General features: G+C 66.6%; 13 protein-coding genes and 1 pseudogene. 8 read left to right on the top strand and 6 right to left on the bottom strand.

Features of this window, described 5'->3' with window-relative positions; all coding sequences use genetic code 11:
* Window positions 1–75 precede the first annotated feature (75 nt).
* The 7 genes and pseudogenes from FHX68_RS10170 to FHX68_RS16160 all read left to right on the top strand — a co-directional run.
* Window positions 76–1,062, top strand: coding sequence for a glycosyltransferase family 2 protein (locus FHX68_RS10170; protein ID WP_170214262.1), 987 nt, complete (start codon window positions 76–78; stop codon window positions 1,060–1,062).
* Window positions 1,052–2,089: a glycosyltransferase family 2 protein gene (locus tag FHX68_RS10175; protein ID WP_229661587.1), complete on the top strand. Its 1,038-nt coding sequence runs from the start codon at window positions 1,052–1,054 to the stop codon at window positions 2,087–2,089. Before FHX68_RS10170 ends, FHX68_RS10175 begins: the two co-directional genes overlap by 11 nt.
* Window positions 2,086–2,826: a CDP-alcohol phosphatidyltransferase family protein gene (locus FHX68_RS10180; protein ID WP_141380993.1), complete on the top strand. Its 741-nt coding sequence runs from the start codon at window positions 2,086–2,088 to the stop codon at window positions 2,824–2,826. Before FHX68_RS10175 ends, FHX68_RS10180 begins: the two co-directional genes overlap by 4 nt.
* Window positions 2,816–3,790 (top strand): glycosyltransferase family 2 protein, encoded by a 975-nt coding sequence (locus FHX68_RS10185; RefSeq protein ID WP_229661588.1) that lies wholly within the window; start codon window positions 2,816–2,818, stop codon window positions 3,788–3,790. The genes FHX68_RS10180 and FHX68_RS10185 overlap by 11 nt, the downstream gene beginning before the upstream one ends.
* On the top strand, window positions 3,744–4,454 hold the full coding sequence (locus tag FHX68_RS10190; RefSeq protein ID WP_141380992.1) for a DUF4352 domain-containing protein: 711 nt from the start codon (window positions 3,744–3,746) through the stop codon (window positions 4,452–4,454). Before FHX68_RS10185 ends, FHX68_RS10190 begins: the two co-directional genes overlap by 47 nt.
* A 162-nt stretch (window positions 4,455–4,616) precedes the next feature.
* Window positions 4,617–11,399, top strand: a complete 6,783-nt coding sequence (locus tag FHX68_RS15930; protein ID WP_244926853.1) for a PKD domain-containing protein — start codon at window positions 4,617–4,619, stop codon at window positions 11,397–11,399.
* A gap of 409 nt (window positions 11,400–11,808) precedes the next feature.
* Window positions 11,809–12,267, top strand: a pseudogene (locus FHX68_RS16160) (glycosyltransferase family 4 protein); the annotation flags it as partial.
* A 27-nt stretch (window positions 12,268–12,294) separates the two neighbouring features.
* On the opposite strand, the gene FHX68_RS10215 reads toward FHX68_RS16160, so the two are convergent.
* Together FHX68_RS10215 and FHX68_RS10220 are read right to left on the bottom strand one after the other, a co-directional pair.
* Window positions 12,295–13,647, bottom strand: coding sequence for an ISL3 family transposase (locus FHX68_RS10215; RefSeq protein WP_425325858.1), 1,353 nt, complete (start codon window positions 13,645–13,647; stop codon window positions 12,295–12,297).
* Window positions 13,648–13,802: 155 nt separating this feature from the next.
* Window positions 13,803–15,122, bottom strand: a complete 1,320-nt coding sequence (locus FHX68_RS10220; RefSeq protein ID WP_425325860.1) for an ISL3 family transposase — start codon at window positions 15,120–15,122, stop codon at window positions 13,803–13,805.
* A gap of 129 nt (window positions 15,123–15,251) precedes the next feature.
* On the opposite strand from FHX68_RS10220, the gene FHX68_RS10225 reads away from it, so the two are divergent.
* Window positions 15,252–15,593 (top strand): integrase core domain-containing protein, encoded by a 342-nt coding sequence (locus FHX68_RS10225; RefSeq protein WP_141920201.1) that lies wholly within the window; start codon window positions 15,252–15,254, stop codon window positions 15,591–15,593.
* On the opposite strand, the gene FHX68_RS10230 is transcribed toward FHX68_RS10225, so the two are convergent.
* From FHX68_RS10230 to FHX68_RS10245, 4 genes are all read right to left on the bottom strand, one after another.
* Window positions 15,571–16,872: an ISL3 family transposase gene (locus FHX68_RS10230; protein ID WP_141920072.1), complete on the bottom strand. Its 1,302-nt coding sequence runs from the start codon at window positions 16,870–16,872 to the stop codon at window positions 15,571–15,573. The genes FHX68_RS10225 and FHX68_RS10230 overlap by 23 nt on opposite strands.
* A 340-nt stretch (window positions 16,873–17,212) precedes the next feature.
* Window positions 17,213–17,857: a Thoeris type III anti-phage system protein ThcA gene (locus tag FHX68_RS10235; RefSeq protein WP_141381149.1), complete on the bottom strand. Its 645-nt coding sequence runs from the start codon at window positions 17,855–17,857 to the stop codon at window positions 17,213–17,215.
* Window positions 17,847–18,959 carry a Thoeris type III anti-phage system protein ThcB4 gene (locus tag FHX68_RS10240; protein WP_170214272.1) on the bottom strand — a complete coding sequence of 371 codons (1,113 nt, stop codon included), beginning with the start codon at window positions 18,957–18,959 and terminating at the stop codon, window positions 17,847–17,849. The genes FHX68_RS10235 and FHX68_RS10240 overlap by 11 nt, the downstream gene beginning before the upstream one ends.
* A gap of 72 nt (window positions 18,960–19,031) precedes the next feature.
* Window positions 19,032–19,622, bottom strand: coding sequence for a TIR domain-containing protein (locus FHX68_RS10245; RefSeq protein WP_229661607.1), 591 nt, complete (start codon window positions 19,620–19,622; stop codon window positions 19,032–19,034).
* Window positions 19,623–19,639 lie beyond the last annotated feature (17 nt).

Raw genomic sequence — 19,639 nt, forward strand, 5'->3', positions numbered from 1 at the left:
GCTGTCGCGGCATACTGTGAGCGGGGATAGGCGGCGCACGTCTTGGGGATGACGCGCCGCCGAGGGGGATATTCGATGACGGAGAACTCGTCGACCGCGCCGATCGGCGCCGGTCAAGACGGAGGCCGCCCGCGGGTGGTGATGCCCGTGCACAACGCGGCGACCTACGTGCGCGAGGCGATCACGAGCGTGCTCGACGACCTGCCCGCGGGCGGAGAGCTCGTCATCGTCGACGACGGTTCGACGGACGGCTCCGGTGAGTTCGCGCGGGCTTACGCGCTGCGGGATGCGCGCGTGACGGTGATCCGTCACGACAGCCCCGTGGGGGTCTCGCGTGCACTGAATGCCGGAATCAAACACGCCGGATGCCCCGACTTCGTCGCCGTCGCCGAGCACGACGATGTGGTGGTCCGAGGCGGGTTCTCCGCGCATGTCGACGCCCTGCGTGCCGACGCCGGACTGGGAGCGGTCTCCGGGGAGGGGCGGTACCTCGGCCCGAGCGGACGCGTGGCTGGTCGAGTGGCGGTGGGCCCGTCGTCGCGACGGGAGTTCGAGGAGCTTCGCGAGGCTGGACGCGAGATTCTGATTCCGCACCCCGCGATCACCTACCGACGCGATGCGGTCGTCGACTCGGGTCTCTACGACGCAGCGTTCGACGCCGCGCAAGACCTCGAACTCATCAATCGGATGGTCTACGAGCACGGTTGGGAGGTGCGTCTGCTGCCCGGACCCCACGTCCTGTACCGGATCCATGGCTCATCGATGTCCTTCTCGCACATCGAAGGACAACGAATGATGACCCGATACATGGTCTACCGCAACGCGGCCCAGCTCGCGGGCGAACCCTTCACGGACTACCAACAGTGGCGACGCGACAACGTCCCCGATCGACGCACCCGGTGGCGGTGGTACCGCAAGGACACCGGCGCCTTGAAGTTTCGTCAAGCCGGCTTGGCATGGTTGAACCGCCGACCGTTCGCCCTCGTCGGCAATCTCGCGGCGGCATCCGTTCTCCACCCGAAATGGGTGCTCATGAAGCTGCGAGTCGTTCGTGGACGGTGAAGGTCTGCAGGCCGTGGCTCCCATGGCCGCGCCGGCGCGGGACGACGATCTGGCGGTGATGATCGCCGTGCCCACCCTGCGCCGTCCGCGCGAGCTGGCTCGGCTGCTCGACCGTCTGCCTGCCACGATCGAGGCCGCGATCGAGCAGGGCTCGTGTGCACGCGTCGACGTGGTGGTCATCGACAACGACCCATCGGGGTCCGCGGCGGACGTCGTGCGATCGGCGTCACTGCCGGTGCGGTACGCCCCCGAGCCGCAGCCGGGGCTCTCGGTTGTGCGTAACCGGGCACTGGATGAGAGTGCGTGCCACGACATGCTCGTGTTCATCGACGACGATGAGACCCCGGCTGCCGAGGGGTGGCTCGCGCGGTTGCTCGACACGCAACGTGTGACGGGGGCGGGGGTCGTCGCCGGCCCGGTGCGCACCGTCATCGAGGGAGAGTGGGATCCCTGGATCGTGGCGGGTGGCTTTTACGCGCGCGCACACCGCTCGGGCTTGCAGACCCGAGACCGGATCGCCGGCGCCGCGACGAACAATCTGCTGCTCGACGTGGCGGCGGTCCGCCGTGCGGGTGTGCGATTCGATTCACGCTTCGGAGCCACAGGGGGAGAGGATTCGTTCTTCACCGCGCAGTTGGGCGCCGCGGGCGTGGAGATGGTGTGGTGCGCGGACGCGATCGTGGAAGATCACCTCCTCTCCGCGCGTCAGACACGCGCTCACGCTCTCGTCAGGAGTCGTGGCATGGCCGCCGCCGGAGTGCGTGTCTCACTGGCGCTCGCCGAGGGAGCACCCGCGCGGCGCGCCCGCGTGCGGGCGCGTGGTCTGTGCGCCGCTTTGATGCGCATCGCCGTGGGGTCGGCGCGGGGTCTTGGCGCCCGGGTGAGCGGATCGACCCGCCTCGACGCAATCGGGGCGCGAGACATCGCACGAGGTGTCGGGCAGTTGGAAGGGGTCATCGGCCGCAATCGCGCGCTCTATGGACTCGACGTCGGCGGGGCGCCCGCCGTCCGGGAGGAGACATCATGACGACCGTCCGTGGGGCGCGGCCAGGGCTGGAAGAGACGCTCGGCCGCCTGCGTGCAGCGCAGAAGGGGCACGCTCGCGGAGCACCCGCCTACTCCGTATACGTCAATCGCCGAATCGGTCGGCTCCTGGCCGCTTTCGCCTTCCGTGCGGGGTTGTCGCCTAACCAGGTGACCGCGCTCAGCGCGCTGCACACCTTCGCCGGCATCGCGCTCATCGCGACTGTGCCGAACGACCCCTGGGTCGGTTTCGCGGCTGCTGCGCTTCTCGCGCTCGGCTACGCCTGGGACTCGGCTGACGGACAGGTGGCACGGCTCTCCGGCGGCGGGAGCATTGCCGGAGAGTGGCTCGACCACTTCGTCGACGCGATCAAGATATCCACGCTCCATCTCGCCGTCGCGATCGGGTTGTATCGCTTCGCGCCGGAGATTCCGCGAGTGTGGCTACTGGTTCCGCTCGCCTTCTCGGCGGTGGCGACGACCACCTTCTTCGGCATGCTCTTGAACGATCTGCTCAAGGGGGCGCGCGGAGTGCCGTCGACCCACGCGCGCGGCGGCGGCACGTTCACCCGGTCGATGATGCTCCTCCCCACCGACTTCGGCGTCGTGTGCCTCGTGTTCGTCCTCTGGGGCGCCCCGATTCTCTTCTTGTGGGCGTACGGCACGTTGTTCGTGTTCGCTGCGTTGTTCCTCGTGGCCGCGGCCGCGAAGTGGTTCCGTGAGATGCAGCGTGTCGGCTGAGGGTGGGCGGCGGCCGCTGGCGATCGTCGCCGTCAACTACGGATCGTCTGGCCTGCTCGAGCGGAACCTCGTTCGCAGTGCGGCGCGCGCAGCCCCCGCATCCGTCGTCGTGGTCGACAATCCGACATCGTCGGAGGAACGAACTCGAGTGCAGGCGCTGGCCGCCGAGCACGGCTGGCTTCTGGTCGAGCCCGAGGAGAACCTCGGGTTCGGCGGTGGCGCTAACGCGGGTGCGCAACGCGCGATCGACGCAGGCGCGCGAGATCTGCTTCTCCTCAACCCGGACGCCACCCTCGGCGAGGGGTGCGTGCCGCTCCTGCGCGCGGCCGATCCGATGCACGACGCCGTATGTGCTCCACAGATCGTGACCAGCGGCGGCGCGGTCTGGTTCGACGGAGCCGACCTGTACTTGGACGACGGCATCACGCGCGGACGCGCCAAACGCCGGCAGTACCCCGCATCCGAGCGGTGGGAGTGGCTCACGGGTGCGTGTCTATGGGTCCCGGTGGAGATCTGGACCGCAACCGGCGGGTTCGATCCCGAGTATTTTTTGTATTGGGAGGACGTCGATTTCTCGCGCCGCGTCGTGGAGGCGGGCGGGATGCTCCGGGTGGTCTCCGCGGCGCGGGCGGTCCATGACGAAGGCGGCACCCAAGGGCGAGCGGCCGACGACCGGACGAAATCCGAGATGTACTACTACTTCAACATCCGCAACCGGATGCTGTTCGCCACCCAGCACCTCGGGCAGTCGGGCGTGCGACGGTGGGCTCGCACGGCAGGGGCATCTGCCCGCGAGATCCTCCTGCGCGGTGGCCGGCGGCAGTTCTTGTTCTCGCTGGCGCCGTGGCGCGGGGGTTTCCGCGGGCTCCGCGACGCCCGGCGCATTGCCAGACGAAATCGGATCGAGCCGCGGGCCTATGATGTCCGCGCGGCAGAGGGGGAGGTCGCTCATGACCAGCGATGAGACACAGGCGGACGAGCAGGCGACGGGCCAGAGCGATCGACGGCGATCGAGGGGCACGATCGCCGTAGTCGTCGTCGCGCTCCTTGTGGCGGGAGCCGTGTACGCCGGCGTAGCGGCATCCACGGGCCGGGCGACGGCCACTCCCATCGACGCCGTTACGGCAAGCGTGCCAGGTGATGCGTCGAGCTCTCCCGCAGCGTCGGCATCTCCCGGCGCCACGCCGACGGATGGGCCCGATGACGGCGATGGGTCGGACTCCGACAGGACCACGCTGCCGCCAGTCGGGCTCGATGAATCCGCCACCGTCGCCGACGGCGTTCAGGTTCGTGTTGCCCAGATCGAATCCGTGACCGGAGAGGCCGTTCTGCCGGGCGAGATCGGGGGGCCGGCGCTGCGCATCACGGTCGAGGTCCGCAACGACAGCGACGCGACGATCGACCTGCGAACCGCGACCGTGACTGCTGCGTACGGCGATCCGGTGCAGCCCGCCAATCCCATTTCGAAGCCCGAAGGCAAGGCGTTCGAGAACGAAGTCTCGCCTGGCCAGTCGGCGACGGGGGTCTTCGTCTTCGAGGTGCCCGCGGACCAGCGCGGCTACGTGCGCGTCGACGTCGATCTCAGCGTCGATCAGCCGATCGTGGCGTTCGAGGGAGCCGTCGGGTAACAAAAACGTTGCTCACCGCGCGAATCTTCGCGTAGGATGACGCCGACCCGACTGGGAAGGGTCGCAGTCGTCGATCGGTGATGGGGATCATCGCGGCGAATCACTGGGGGAATCGTAGTGTCGACTATTTCGATGACGCGTCGCGCCTTTGCATCTGTTGTTGTGGGGGCAACGATCGTCGCGTCGATCGTGCTCGTTCCATCGATCGCGAACGCGGCGCCGGCGTCGCCGGCCGATCCGCCGTTGCCGGACACGGTGACCGCCGATGCACTGCCCACACTCCAGCTCGACAACGGGGTGGTGTGGACACAGACCATCGTGGGAAACACCGTCTACGCGGCGGGCCAGTTCTCCAACGTGCGCCCGGCGGGAGCGGCAGCGGGGCAGGATCTCACCGACCGCGGCAACATCGTCGCCTACAACCTCACCACGGGTGAGCTGGTGACCTCGTTCTCGCCCTCGTTCAACAACCGCATCAACGAGGTCGTGGCCTCGCCCGATGGCACCAAGCTCTACGTGACCGGGTCGTTCACGCAGGTGAACGGACAGAACCGCACTCGTTTCGCGGTGATCGATCTGACGACCGGCGCGCTCCTTCCCGGAACGGTGAGCCTGAACAACATCGGTAAGTCGGTCTACGCGACCTCTGACGGGGTTTACGTCGGCGGATACTTCACGGCCGTGGGGACGGCGCAGCGGATGCGGGTGGCCAAGCTGAACGCCGCGGGAACGGCGGTGCTGCCGTTCTCGGTGCCCGTCGACAACGGGCAGGTGCAGAGCATCGTCGCCGACCCCTCGGGAACTCAGGTCGTGATCTCCGGAAACTTCACCACCGTCGGCGGCGGCGACAACCCCGGTTACGGTCTGTACCGCGCCGATGGCCAGTCCGGTGTCGGCCTCCCGCTGGGCGTCAACAGCGAGATCCGCAACGCCGGCGAGAACTCGGGCGTCATGGCGCTCGCCACGGATGGCACGAAGTTCTACGGAGTGGGCTGGCACTACGGAGCGGGCGGAAACCTCGAGGGGTCGTTCGCGGGGAGCTGGGCAGACGGGTCGCGTGTGTGGATCGAGGACTGCCACGGCGACACCTACGACATCGCGATCGGAGGACAGGTCGCCTACTCCGCCAGCCACAAGCACTACTGCGGCAACAGCGGGGGCTTCCCGCAGACCGACCCATGGAGCTTCAACCACGCGACCGCGTGGTCGACGGACGTGCGCGGAGTCAACACCGCCGACATCTACGGATACCCCGACCACCCCGGCACGCCCCGTCCGCAGCTCCTGAACTGGTACCCGCAGACCACGCCGGGCACGTTCACCGGTCAATCGCAGGCAGTATGGTCCGTTGCCGCGAATGACAAGTACGTCGTCTACGGTGGCGAATTCCCCAGCGTCAACGGCACGCGCCAGTACGGGCTCGTGCGGTTCACCGTGCGCTCGCAGGCGCCGAACAAGCAGGGTCCGCGGCTGTCAGGGACAAACTGGGATCCGTCGGTCATCTCGTTCTCGGCCGGCGCGGTGCGCCTCTCGTACCAGACGAACTGGGACCGAGACGACTACTCCCTGACGTACCGGGTGTATCGCGATTCCGAATCGTCTGCTCCCATCTCGGAGAGCACGCTCGGCGCGCCGTTCTGGAAGCCCACGACGCAGATCGTGAACGACCAGGGTCTCGCGCCGGGCAGCACCCATCGATATCGTGTGACGGCGACCGACCCCTCGGGCAATGTGGCGAAGTCGTCGTGGATCACAGTCGTCGTGTCGAGTCAGGCCGCGTCTCCCTACGTCGACGCGGTTCTGAACGATGGTGCCGCCAACTACTGGCGGCTGGGCGAGCCGACCGGAACGGCCGTCAACGACTGGGCGGGCTCCGACACGCTGACGCTGAGCGGTGACTACGCACGGGGCGCAGCCGGCGCCATCGCCGGCGATGCGAACGCGTCCACGACGTTCACCGGCGGATACGCCGGTGCATCCACCGCTCAGCAGGCGCCGGACACCTTCGCCGTCGAAGCATGGTTCAAGACGACGACACCCACCGGCGGAAAGATCGTCGGATTCGGCAACGGCACGACCGGGCAGTCGAGCACCTACGACCGTCACGTCTACATGGACGACTCCGGTCGGGTCTGGTTCGGCGTGTACCCGGGCGGCGTGCGCACCGTCAACAGCTCGGGCAGCTACAACGACGGCCAATGGCACCACGTCGTCGCAAACCTCGGTTCTGGCGGCATGAGCCTCTACATCGACGGCAAGCGTGTCGGCCAGCGGGCCGACGTCACGAGCGCGCAGAGCTATTCCGGCTTCTGGCGCATCGGCGAAGACAACCTGTCCGGGTGGCCGAGCTCCCCCTCGACGTCCAGCTTCAGAGGCGACGTCGATGACGTGGCCGTGTACTCGTCACCGCTGAGCGCGGCGCAGGCGCGAGCTCACTATGCCGCAGGCGGCGGCACGGTCGTCAACGTGACACCACCCAGCGATGCGTACGGCGCTCTCGTGTTCAACTCCGACCCTGAGTTCTACTGGCGATTCGATGAGGCAGGCGGCGCCACGGCAGTGGACTCCTCAGCTCAGCAGGTTTCCGGGGTATTCTCCGGAGACTACGTTCGCGGTTCGGCGGGGGCACTGCCGGGTGGCGTGGGCTCTGCGCTAACCTTCCGCAAGACCACATGCGACTGGTGGCAGCTAGGGTGCACCTCGACCAACGGCGGGTCGATCGCCACGTCCGTCTCGTACACGAACCCGACGTCGTACTCGGTCGAGACCTGGTTCAAGACGACCTCGACGCAGGGGGGTCGTCTCGTCGGGTTCAGCAGCAACCAGACCGGCGACTCGAGCAGCTACGATCGTCACGTCTACATGCAAGACGACGGCAAGCTCGTCTTCGGTACGTGGACGGGGCAGACGAACACGATCATGACCCCGCAGGCCTACAACGATGGCCAGTGGCACTATGTGGCCGCGACGCAGGGGTCGGATGGGATGAGGTTGTACGTCGACGGGGTCGCGCAGGGCACGAACCCCCAGACCGCTGCCCAGGACTACACCGGATACTGGCGGATCGGCGGCGATACGACGTGGGGCTCGAGCTCCTCGAACCTGATCGCGACGTTCGACGAGACGGCGGTATACGGCCGAGTGCTCACGCCTGCCGAGATCGGCGCCCACTACGGTGTCGGCAAAGGTCAGGCGCTTCCCAACCAGGCGCCGGTCGCCTCGTTCGAAGCATCCGTGGCCGACCTCACGGTCGCCGTCGACGCGGGCGCGTCGATCGATTCCGACGGGACGATCGCCTCGTACGCGTGGGATTTCGGCGACGCGCAGATCGGTGCAGGTAAGACGGCCGGCCACGTCTATGCGTACCCTGGCACGTACACCGTGACGCTGACCGTCACCGATGACGACGGCGCGACGGCGACGACGACGCGGCAGGTGGAGGCGGTCGCACCCAACGCAGCGCCGACTGCGGCGTTCACGACGAGCGCCAATGGCCTCGCGTTCGCCGTCGACGGTGCCGGCTCGTCCGATGGGGACGGCACGATCGCGTCCTACGCCTGGACGTTCGGCGACGGTGGTTCGGCTACCGGTGCGACGGCGTCGCACACCTACACCACGGGCGGAACATATGTCGTCACCCTCACGGTCACCGACGACGACGGAGCGACGAACGCGGCGACGCAGTTTGTGACGGTGACGCCGGCGAATGTGGTTCCGGTGGCGTCGTTTGTGTCGGTGGTGGATCGGTTGGCGGTGTCGGTTGATGGTTCGGGGTCGTCGGATCCGGATGGCACGGTGGTGTCGTTCGGGTGGGATTTCGGTGACGGTGTGACTGCGACCGGTGCGACGGCGTCGCACACGTATGGTGCTCCGGGGACGTATGCGGTGACGTTGACGGTGACGGATGATCGTGGGGCGACCGCGACGCAGACGTCGCAGGTGGCGGTGGCGGATACGCCGGCACCGGCGGGGCCGTTGTTCGCGGATGCGTTCGGTCGGCTGTTGGCGTCGGGTTGGGGTTCGGCGGATGCCGGGGGTGCGTGGACGTTGCGTACTGGGGCCACGCGGTTCTCGGTCGGTGACGGGGTCGGTAAGGCTGTGTTGCCGGGTGCGTCGACGGTCAATGCCGACACCCCGGTGATCAACAGTGTGTCGACGCGGTTCTCGGCGACGTTCTCGGTCGACAAGATCAACGACGCGATGTATGTCGGCGCGATCACGCGTCGGGTCGGCGACGACCAGTACACGGTGCGGGTGCGGGTGGCTGCAGATGGTTCTGCGCGGTTGCACGTGTTGCGCGGTGCGAGCACGGCTGTGGGTGCTGCGGTGGAGAGCGGTGTCGTGATCACACCGGGCGCGAAGTATCGTCTGGTGGCCGACACGAAGACGGTCGCGGGGGTCACGACGATCTCCGCGAAGATCTGGAAGGACGGGACGGCGGAGCCGGCGGGGTGGCAGATCGAACGATCGAACAATGCCGCGGGTCTGCAGGTCGCTGGGTCGGCGGGCATCTACGCCTACGTTCCCAACGCCGCAGCCAACGTCCCGGTCACCTTCGCCTTCGACGACATCACCATCACGGATCCCACCGCGACGCCGCAGCCTCCGGCCAACGCGAACCCGGTGGCGGCGTTCACGCCGACGGTGATCGGGCTCGGAGTGTCGGTCGATGGTGCCGCATCATCCGATTCGGATGGCACGATCGCCTCGTATGCGTGGGACTTCGGCGACGGTGGTTCGGCTACCGGTGCGACGGCGTCGCACACCTACACCACGGGTGGCACGTACCAGGTGATCCTCACGGTCACCGACAACAAGGGTGCGACCGGCACCAAGACCATTCCCGTGACCGTATCGTCGACGCCCGTCGATCCGCCGGCGAATGTGGTTCCGGTGGCGTCGTTTGTGTCGGTGGTGGATCGGTTGGCGGTGTCGGTTGATGGTTCGGGGTCGTCGGATCCGGATGGCACGGTGGTGTCGTTCGGGTGGGATTTCGGTGACGGTGTGACTGCGACCGGTGCGACGGCGTCGCACACGTATGGTGCTCCGGGGACGTATGCGGTGACGTTGACGGTGACGGATGATCGTGGGGCGACCGCGACGCAGACGTCGCAGGTGGCGGTGGCGGATACGCCGGCACCGGCGGGGCCGTTGTTCGCGGATGCGTTCGGTCGGCTGTTGGCGTCGGGTTGGGGTTCGGCGGATGCCGGGGGTGCGTGGACGTTGCGTACTGGGGCCACGCGGTTCTCGGTCGGTGACGGGGTCGGTAAGGCTGTGTTGCCGGGTGCGTCGACGGTCAATGCCGACACCCCGGTGATCAACAGTGTGTCGACGCGGTTCTCGGCGACGTTCTCGGTCGACAAGATCAACGACGCGATGTATGTCGGCGCGATCACGCGTCGGGTCGGCGACGACCAGTACACGGTGCGGGTGCGGGTGGCTGCAGATGGTTCTGCGCGGTTGCACGTGTTGCGCGGTGCGAGCACGGCTGTGGGTGCTGCGGTGGAGAGCGGTGTCGTGATCACACCGGGCGCGAAGTATCGTCTGGTGGCCGACACGAAGACGGTCGCGGGGGTCACGACGATCTCCGCGAAGATCTGGAAGGACGGGACGGCGGAGCCGGCGGGGTGGCAGATCGAACGATCGAACAATGCCGCGGGTCTGCAGGTCGCTGGGTCGGCGGGCATCTACGCCTACGTTCCCAACGCCGCAGCCAACGTCCCGGTCACCTTCGCCTTCGACGACATCACCATCACGGATCCCACCGCGACGCCGCAGCCTCCGGCCAACGCGAACCCGGTGGCGGCGTTCACGCCGACGGTGATCGGGCTCGGAGTGTCGGTCGATGGTGCCGCATCATCCGATTCGGATGGCACGATCGCCTCGTATGCGTGGGACTTCGGCGACGGTGGTTCGGCTACCGGTGCGACGGCGTCGCACACCTACACCACGGGTGGCACGTACCAGGTGATCCTCACGGTCACCGACAACAAGGGTGCGACCGGCACCAAGACCATTCCCGTGACCGTATCGTCGACGCCCGTCGATCCGCCGGCGAATGTGGTTCCGGTGGCGTCGTTTGTGTCGGTGGTGGATCGGTTGGCGGTGTCGGTTGATGGTTCGGGGTCGTCGGATCCGGATGGCACGGTGGTGTCGTTCGGGTGGGATTTCGGTGACGGTGTGACTGCGACCGGTGCGACGGCGTCGCACACGTATGGTGCTCCGGGGACGTATGCGGTGACGTTGACGGTGACGGATGATCGTGGGGCGACCGCGACGCAGACGTCGCAGGTGGCGGTGGCGGATACGCCGGCACCGGCGGGGCCGTTGTTCGCGGATGCGTTCGGTCGGCTGTTGGCGTCGGGTTGGGGTTCGGCGGATGCCGGGGGTGCGTGGACGTTGCGTACTGGGGCCACGCGGTTCTCGGTCGGTGACGGGGTCGGTAAGGCTGTGTTGCCGGGTGCGTCGACGGTCAATGCCGACACCCCGGTGATCAACAGTGTGTCGACGCGGTTCTCGGCGACGTTCTCGGTCGACAAGATCAACGACGCGATGTATGTCGGCGCGATCACGCGTCGGGTCGGCGACGACCAGTACACGGTGCGGGTGCGGGTGGCTGCAGATGGTTCTGCGCGGTTGCACGTGTTGCGCGGTGCGAGCACGGCTGTGGGTGCTGCGGTGGAGAGCGGTGTCGTGATCACACCGGGCGCGAAGTATCGTCTGGTGGCCGACACGAAGACGGTCGCGGGGGTCACGACGATCTCCGCGAAGATCTGGAAGGACGGGACGGCGGAGCCGGCGGGGTGGCAGATCGAACGATCGAACAATGCCGCGGGTCTGCAGGTCGCTGGGTCGGCGGGCATCTACGCCTACGTTCCCAACGCCGCAGCCAACGTCCCGGTCACCTTCGCCTTCGACGACATCACCATCACGGACGCGCCTTAGCATGACGACGAGATCGGGCGCGGGTGGCCGGGCAGGGGGTCCGATGAAAGTCGTGCAACTCTACGAGGTGGCACGCACGGCCCACCTGGAACGGATCGACGGCGACGACGAGGTGACCCTCCTCTATCGCGAGAAGAGATACGACTTCGATGAAGCGGTTGCAGGGCGTGCGAAACCGCTGCGAGCTGGGTTCATATCGAGCTGTCGTTTCGCGATTCGGAATGATATCGACATCATCGAAGTTAATGAGCCACTTGTTACGCGCGCAGCGGTGCGGAGTCTCGCCTTCGTCTGGGCGGCCCGCGTTCGCGCGAAGCTGCGAAGCCGACCCCGGCCGATCGTGGTCGCGTACGCGATCGCGAACGTACCGAGCTCAGTCCTGCGGGAGCACCTCCCCTTCAAAGCGCGAATGAAGTTCGAGCTGCGTCGGCCGCTGGCGAGTCTGGTCTGGGCGTCGCTTGATCGAATCGCGTATGGCACGGCTGACGCAGAACGGCTGTACGCGAGTGAGTTCCCGGCGCGGCGCCGGGCGGACTCTCGACTCATCGAAGCGCTTCCCGTCGCCGTGCCTGCGCCGGATCGAGAAGACGTCGACGAGCGGTCAACGGTGCTGTTCCTCGGCGATCTCTCAAGGCGCAAAGGCTTTCCTGACGTGATGGCTGCATGGCCCGCGGTGCGTGCCGAGCTCCCTACGATGCGGCTCTCCATCGTGGGTCGAGGAGTCGGTGCGGAGGAAGCCATCAAGCGGGCCACCCACGACGATCGGATGACGGTGGTCATCGATCCGCCGCGCGAGCATGTGTTCGCCGAGCTCGAGAAGGCTCGTGTGCTGGTCCTCCCCTCCCGCCGAATGCCGCTGTGGCGCGAACAAGTAGGTTTACCGGCTCTTCGGACTTTAGGTGGGGGTGGTGGGGTCGAGGCCGCCGGCGATGAGGAGCATGCGGAGTCGGTAGTTGTCGTAGTTGCGGAAGCCGCGGGCGACGCGGCGGGCGAGTTCGATGAGGCCGTTCACGGCCTCGGTGCCGCCGTTGGATGACCGGTCGGTATCCCAGTAGGACAGGAACGCGGCCCGCCACTGACGCAGGGTGCGGCCGAGTCGGGCGATCTCGGGGATCGGGCAGGTCGGGAGCGATTCGAGCACGTGCTCGGCGATCTTGCGCCCGGTGGCGAGGTCGGCATGCCGGTAGGCGTCGCGGAGTTGCTGCGCGGCCTGCCAGGCGACGTCGACCTCGACGTGCTCCTCGCGCTGCGTGAACGCGGCATCGAGCCGGGCCTTCTGCCGGTCGGTGAGTCGTTCCTGCCCGGCGCGGAGGATGTTGCGGATCCCGTAGAGCGCATCACCTCTGCGTCCGCGGTGCCCGAGGGTGTCTTGCTGGACGCGGCGGCGGACCTCATCGACCGCGGTGGTGCCGAGCTTGACGACGTGGAACGCGTCGAGCACCGCGACGGTATCGTCGAGCTCGTCGTCGAGGGCCTTCTTGTAGCCGGCGAACGGGTCCAGCGTCGCGACCTGCACCCCGTCGCGGAACTCCTGCCCGCGCTCTTGCAGCCAGTCGGCGTAGGCCTTCGCGCTGCGCCCGGGCACGAGGTCCAGCAGGCGGGCCCTCACCCGCCCGGACGCATCGCGCGACAGGTCGACCATCCCGGTCAGTTCCTTCGGACCCCGCCCGCCATCGGCGACGGGTCTGGTGGACACGTGGTGCCAGAGGTGCTCGTCGACGCCGAGCGTGGTGACCCCGTCGAAGCGGGACCCGTCCGCGGCGCGCGTCTCGAGCACCGGCCTGACGTGTCGCCAGACCGTGCGCCACGACACCCCGAGCTGGCGGGCGACGCCCTGCACCGACGCGTTCTCCCTCCGCATCTGCCCCACCGCCCAGATCACCGCTCGGGCCGTGAGCTTGGCGCGAGGCGCGGCGACCAGAGCGTTCTGCTCGGTGAACGACTCCCTCGGGCACGCCTCATCAGCGCACCGGAACCTGCGCTTGCGCCACCGGACCCGCACCGCAGCGGCGCTCATCGGCGCATCGACCAGCACGAGCGCCTTCCGGCCCCGCGACTCGGCGACCTGCCCGCACCCCGGGCACCCGACCGGCCCCGGCGGGGACTCGACGTCGATCAGGAGCACGCCGTCGCGGCAGCGCTCGACAGCCACCACGTGCAGCCCGCCGAGGCCGACGAGCACATCGCAGCGATCACAGTAGACAGCAGAAGACGGGCACGCAGCGGCGCACCCCGTAGCATCGGGCACGGGTCGAGGTCTCCGAACGGAAAGGAAGCTTGATCGCTACCGATCCTCGGGGCCTCGACCCGCCCCACCCCGTCACCACGCGGCCCCGCACATCACCCACCCCCACCTAAAGTCCGAAGAGCCACACAACCGGCTCTTCGGACATTCGGTGGGGGTCATGGGGTGAGGCCGCCGGCGGCGAGGAGCATGCGGAGCCGGTAGTTGTCGCGGTTGCGGTAGCCGCGGGCGAGGCGGCGGTGGAGCTCGATGATCCCGTTCACCGCCTCAGTGCCGCCGTTCGATGATCGTCCGGTCGTGAAGTAGGCCAGGAACGCGGCTCGCCAGCGGCGGAGGGTGCGGCCGAGGCGGGCGATCTCGGGGATCGGGCAGGTGTGGAATGTGTCGACGACCTTCTCGGCGATCCGCCGCCCCTCGGCGAGGTCCTTCTGGTGGTAGGCGGAACGCAGTTGCTGGGCGCACTGCCATGCGACGAACACCTCGTCGTGCGCGGGGTCGGCCTCGATCGCTGCCGCGAGCCTGGTCCGCTGCTTCTCGGTGAGGTTCTCGGCGCCGGCGCGGAGGATGGTCTGGATCCCGTAGAGCGGATCGCCCTTCCGGCCGCGGTGACCGAGGGTGTCCTGCTGGACACGTCGGCGGACCTCGTCGACGGCGGCGGTGCCGAGCTTGACGACGTGGAACGCGTCGAGCACCGCGACGGCGTCCTCGAGCTTGTCGTCGATCGCGGTCTTGTATCCGGCGAACGGGTCCAACGCCGCGACCTTCACGTTGTTCCGGAACGCGTCGCCGCGCTCGTCGAGCCAGGCCGCGTAGGCCTTCCCCGATCTGCCCGGCACGAGGTCGAGCAGCCGGGCACGGGTGCGACCGTGCTCATCCCGGGTCAGGTCGACCATCCCGGTCAGCTCCTTCGGGCCGCGCTTGCGGGAGTCGACGTGATGCCAGATGTGCTCGTCGACGCCGAGGGTGGTGACGTTCTCGAACCGGGACTCGTCGGCAGCCAGCTTGACGAGTTCGGGCTCAACGGCCCGCCACACCGTCTTCCACGACGTGCCCAGCTGTCGGGCCAGGCCCGCGATCGTGGCGTGCTCGCGGCGCAGCTGCCCGATCGCCCACGTCACCGCGCGCATGGTGATCGACCCGCGCGCGGCGACCAGGGTCGGGACCTGCTCCACGAACGTCCTCCTCATGCAGTCGGGATCATCACAACGCCACACCCGCTGCCGCCAGATCAGTCGCACCCGCGTCGCGCCGGGCACGTCGTGAAGAACGCGGCGGCGGCGACCCCGACCGACAGCGAGCACCCCGCACGACGGGCAACCGGCCGGCGCCGCGGGGCTCGAGACCGTCACCACCAGCAGCCCGTCCAGACGCTCGACCGCCTCGACATGGACGCCGTCGAGACCGAGCAGCAGATCGCAGCGGGAGCACGGGCAAGCGGCAGAGCGCGCATCAGCGCACCCCGAACTATGGTGAGACACGTCGAGGTCCTCGGTTGGAGCAGCAGTTGGCGCTACTGATCCTCGGGGACCTCGACCCCTACCCGCCCGAACTCACCCGGCGAGCCTCACCCCCACCGGAAGTCCGAAGAGCCACACAACCGGCCCCGGGTGAGCAACGACAACCCGTTCTCCGAATCGGAGTTCCGGACAATGAAGTACCGGCCGAACTACCCCGGCACCTTCGCGACCATCGAACAGGCGCGCGCCTACGTCGAGTGGTACGTCCCCTGGTACAACCAGAACCACAAGCACTCCGGCATCGCCCTGTTCAGCCCGAACGAGGTCCACGACGGCACCTGGCACCACGCCTGGAACCGACGCGACGCGACCCAGCAGGCGTACTACGACAAGCATCCCGAGCGATTCCGTCGACCGCCCCACACGCCCGCACCCGCCGACATCGTCGGCATCAACCGGCTCTTCGGAATCAAGGGTGTAGCGAGGGTCTGAAACCTCCGGCCTCGAGCAGGCTCCTGGCTGTGTAGTTCGCGAGGTTGCGGAAGCCGAGCGCGGAGCCGCGGAGATGCTCGAGTCGGCCGTTGATCGCCTCTGTCGGACCGTTGCTCGTGCCGGGCAGGTCGAAGAACGCGAGGACGTCCGCGGCGCGCTGCTTCAACGTCCGACCGAGCCGGCGAATCTCGGCCAGCATCGCGGGGACGCCACTGCTGACGGAATCGATCACCGACCGCATCATCTCCTTCGCCTTCTTCTTGTCGGGTTCGCGGTAGGCGGCGACGATGCGCTGGTAGATGCCCCAGGTCGCTTCGACCTCGACGTGCTCCTCGACCGCGAACACCGCGTCCAGCCGTGCAGTCTGCTTCTCGGTGAGGAAGCTCACGCCGGTGTGGAGGGTGCGGCGGACCCCGTAGAGCGGGTCCCCGGCGTGACCGCGGTGCCCGAGAGTGTCCTGCTGAACCCTCTGCCGGGTCCGGTCCAGGGCGTCACCGGCGAGCCGGACGACATGGAACGGATCCATCACCGGGACCGCGTCGGGGAGTTCCTCGGACGCGGCGGTCTTGAACCCACTGAACCCATCCATCGCGACCACTTCGATCTGCTTCGACCACTCCTTGGGCCGGGCGGCGAGCCACTGCTTGAACACCGCCTTCGACCGACCCTCGACCATCTCCAGCAGCCGTGCGGGACCTGTCTTGTTGCGGGCGGGCGTGAGGTCGATGATCACGGTCACGTACTTGTCACCGAACCGTGCGTGACGCCAGACGTGCTCGTCGACGCCGATCGTGGTGACGCCGTCGAACCTGGCCGGATCGTCGATCAGCCGCCGCTTGCCCTCGGCGAGGATCGCGGTGTTCGCGGTGTGCCACGACACCCCCAGGCCTGCCGCGGCGCGGGAGACGGTGAGGTGGTCGACCACGATCGCCTTCAGCGCCCACCCGACCCCGCCGCGGGAGATCTTCGCCCGCGGCGCCGCCGCGTTCGTCGTGTCCTGCCGCCAGGTGCGGCGGCAGTGGCCGCACCGGTAGCGGCGTACCCGCACCAGCAGCGTCGTGGGCCGGTGACCGAACGGCTCGTGCGCGAGCGGACGCGTCACGGTGTCGCGCGGCACGCCCTCGGCGCCACACTTCCGACACCACGGGTCATCGTCAACGACGCGGCACTCGAGTACCGCCCGGTCGGGCTCGATCAACTGGCCGATGGCTTCGAGGCCGAGCTCATCGAGACGGCAGAACGTGGTGAGGTCAGGGGTCGCGAACGTAGGGTGGCGCAAGTCGAGGTCTTCCGGCAGATGGGCAGTGTGAGAACTTCCATCCTGGAAGACCTCGACGTCTATCCGCGAACCAGCCGCCGACCCTCGACTACACCCTCAACTGCGAAGAGCCCATCAACCTCCCCAAGCCGACCGACGATGCCAAAGCCGAGCCCGAGCGACTCCACGCAGCTTGACACAGCCCGGATTCCGCGGAAGTGGTCGCGGCTGGTTGAGGGTGGTTTCAGCGGAGCCGCCGGCACGGAACCGGCACGGAACCAGCCTGTCAGTACTTCCACTCAACGTACGTCGACATTGTCTTCTCGCAACTTCATCGACGATAGGGAGTGCAACCAGCTAGTCATACGAATGACAGAAACGCGCGCCAAAGTGACGGGTACGTGGTCTCCTGATCGACATCCACAAGAAGCGCTTCTGATCCTTCGGCGCGAAGGGACGCTGCTTCGCCCCCAGGTCGCTTGACCGCGCACATAGGGCGGTTGGGATGCATACTTGCGAACATCGCGAACTCAGATCGAATGCCTTCCATGCCTCCGATGAACGCGGCTCCTTGCGGTTCGGTGTCATCCAGCATGCGCGTACGCATCAGTTCCAAACTTGAGTCCCAATGTCCTGGCTCCGGGCTGTCCCCTTCGTGGGCATCCGTCCAAATCAGCTGACCTACGCCGTCGGCTTCGAATCGTCGCGTCGCAGTCGGGAGAACATCCGTGAATAGAAGTGATTGGTAGATGATGATCGAAGGTTCATCCGCAGGGGGAAACTCCGCAGCAACGTACAACAGAAGCGGCGCGAGCGTTGGATGCGCGGCGGTTACGATCCGGTAATTCTGAGTCAGGCACGCACGCGCGAATGCAACTACGGCGTCAGTGATCTCCAGCGCGTCGAAGTCGCCGTCCCATCGTCCAGGGTCGGGAATGCTGCCCGACAAGAAGATCGTTCCGGCGCTTTCGTCACCGTCTCGCATGGGGGTCAGCTCAATGGCCATCGATCCACCATCCCCCAACTGCGTTTTCTGGAATGACGCGCATGCTTCGAGTATGGGACACCCACTCCAGGTGTCTCCTCAACTCAGTCGGCAGCGCCCGCGCGCTGTGGACAAGCACCCCGGGCAAATCTGCGTTCGCCTGAACAGATGTTTCGTCGACCGCCTGCAGATCAACCGCAGTTGGCAGCCTAGGCGACGTCCCCACCACAGAGAGCCCTGCCGGCGTACCGATAAGCAGTTTCCAGTCCCGCAACGAGACACAACTGTCAACGCCAGCAGCAACGGCCGCCTCGCGCACACTCTCTAAGAGCAGTCGCCGCCGCCTGACCAGTCCGCGCGCGTGAGCTGATTCGATAGCCTCGAGCAGGCGATCGAGGCCAGCGTCTGTGAGGATTGAGTAGCCATGGTAGTCCGTAGTCACTTCGTCGTCACCTAGGAAATGACGGGGAAGGCCACCACTGCCAGGCACCTCGCGAACATCGCCTGGCCAGCGCACAATAAGAATTCCCATCGCATGACTCAGGGCGTAGTCGACCTCGTCAAATACCCAATCAGAGCTGTGCGCGTCGAATGTCTCTAGCAGCAGCAGGAAGGCATGATCTTCTAGCGCGCGGCCAATCTCCTGCTGAAAGTCTGTCCCTTCGCGGATTGCAAACCGGTCGATGAAAGGCTGGAACTTGAAGTGGCTGAGATGACCATGCAATTGTTCTGCTACCCCGAGTCCGTCAGTGCGTCGATGGCTAATAAAAACCCGCCGCTGCTGTTCCTCGATACCCAGTTCTTCGAGTAGCACGCGCACCAGGCGTTGGAGCGACGCGTCATCTTGCCAGGCAATACCGTTCGCAAAAGTCAACTGCTCAGGAACTAGCTGGCTGAAGAGGGCCAGATCCTCGACCACCGGGAAGATCGTGGTGCCGGACTCCAACTCTTCGCGAATGCCTTCACGAACGGAGCTATCGGACTTGCTACCCGTGTCACAGAGGCAGACACAGATATGCGGTATCCCCTGCGGCAGATCGCTGTCAGCCACCGCGACCGAAACAGACCGGTGAAGACCTATCGATTCCAGCTCTTGCGCGACAGCTTGGCGGAGCGATGCCACATCTGCGCCTCGCCCTCGATGCACTACTCGGATTCCGTACGTAGCGGCCATCTCGCTCCTAGCAGCTAATCATCAGCTAGCATTGCGCTGCCGGAGCGCACGCGAGTTGTCCACAAGGTGCCCCTTGGAACTTCGCGCCTGAAATGCGGCCTCAATATCGTCTCGGAGCCCCGCTAACGTCGTGGGGTACGAGCGATAGCTCGCGTACGATGCTGCCGCGTTACTAGCGACCCAGTTGTCCTTCACTCGATCGGGCAGCGTCGCCCTGTTGTTCATCGAGGGGAGCGGGATGACAAGCAAGCCGCTTCGCTTATTCACCGTGTCGTTACGGAGACTAGAAGAAATCTCCCAGTCTACAAACTTGCGACCCCAAGTTCCCGTGCCGAGAAGGACAATAGTTACCGTCGAGTCAGCGAGATACTTCTCACGTATGCGCCGTTTGATGTAGTCGGTGTCTACGCTCGCGACAAAGTCGTCATCCTCCGTGACTCCAACCGAGCGCGGGATGAATTCGGAACCGAAGTCCGTAACAAAAGTCTCGACCTCTGTCAGGTCAGCGACGTGATACGAGATGAAGCACTTGTGGCGCGTGTAATCGATCTTTTTCTGCGACGCACGTTCGGCCAGGACTTGTACCTGTTGCATCTGGAACTTCGTTGTCATGAATCCTCTTTCCGGAT

Origin of the sequence: Microbacterium lacticum, assembly GCF_006716815.1 — a bacterium.
In the GTDB taxonomy this organism is placed as follows: Bacteria; Actinomycetota; Actinomycetes; order Actinomycetales; family Microbacteriaceae; genus Microbacterium; species Microbacterium lacticum.

Excerpts from the sequence above, each read along its gene's own strand:
- FHX68_RS10170 (WP_170214262.1), top strand. The coding sequence starts at position 76 with ATGACGGAGAACTCGTCGACCGCGCCGATCGGCGCCGGTCAAGACGGA.
- FHX68_RS10180 (WP_141380993.1), top strand. The coding sequence starts at position 2,086 with ATGACGACCGTCCGTGGGGCGCGGCCAGGGCTGGAAGAGACGCTCGGC.
- FHX68_RS10190 (WP_141380992.1), top strand. The coding sequence starts at position 3,744 with ATGATGTCCGCGCGGCAGAGGGGGAGGTCGCTCATGACCAGCGATGAG.
- FHX68_RS10235 (WP_141381149.1), bottom strand. The coding sequence starts at position 17,857 with ATGGCCATTGAGCTGACCCCCATGCGAGACGGTGACGAAAGCGCCGGA.
- FHX68_RS10245 (WP_229661607.1), bottom strand. The coding sequence starts at position 19,622 with ATGACAACGAAGTTCCAGATGCAACAGGTACAAGTCCTGGCCGAACGT.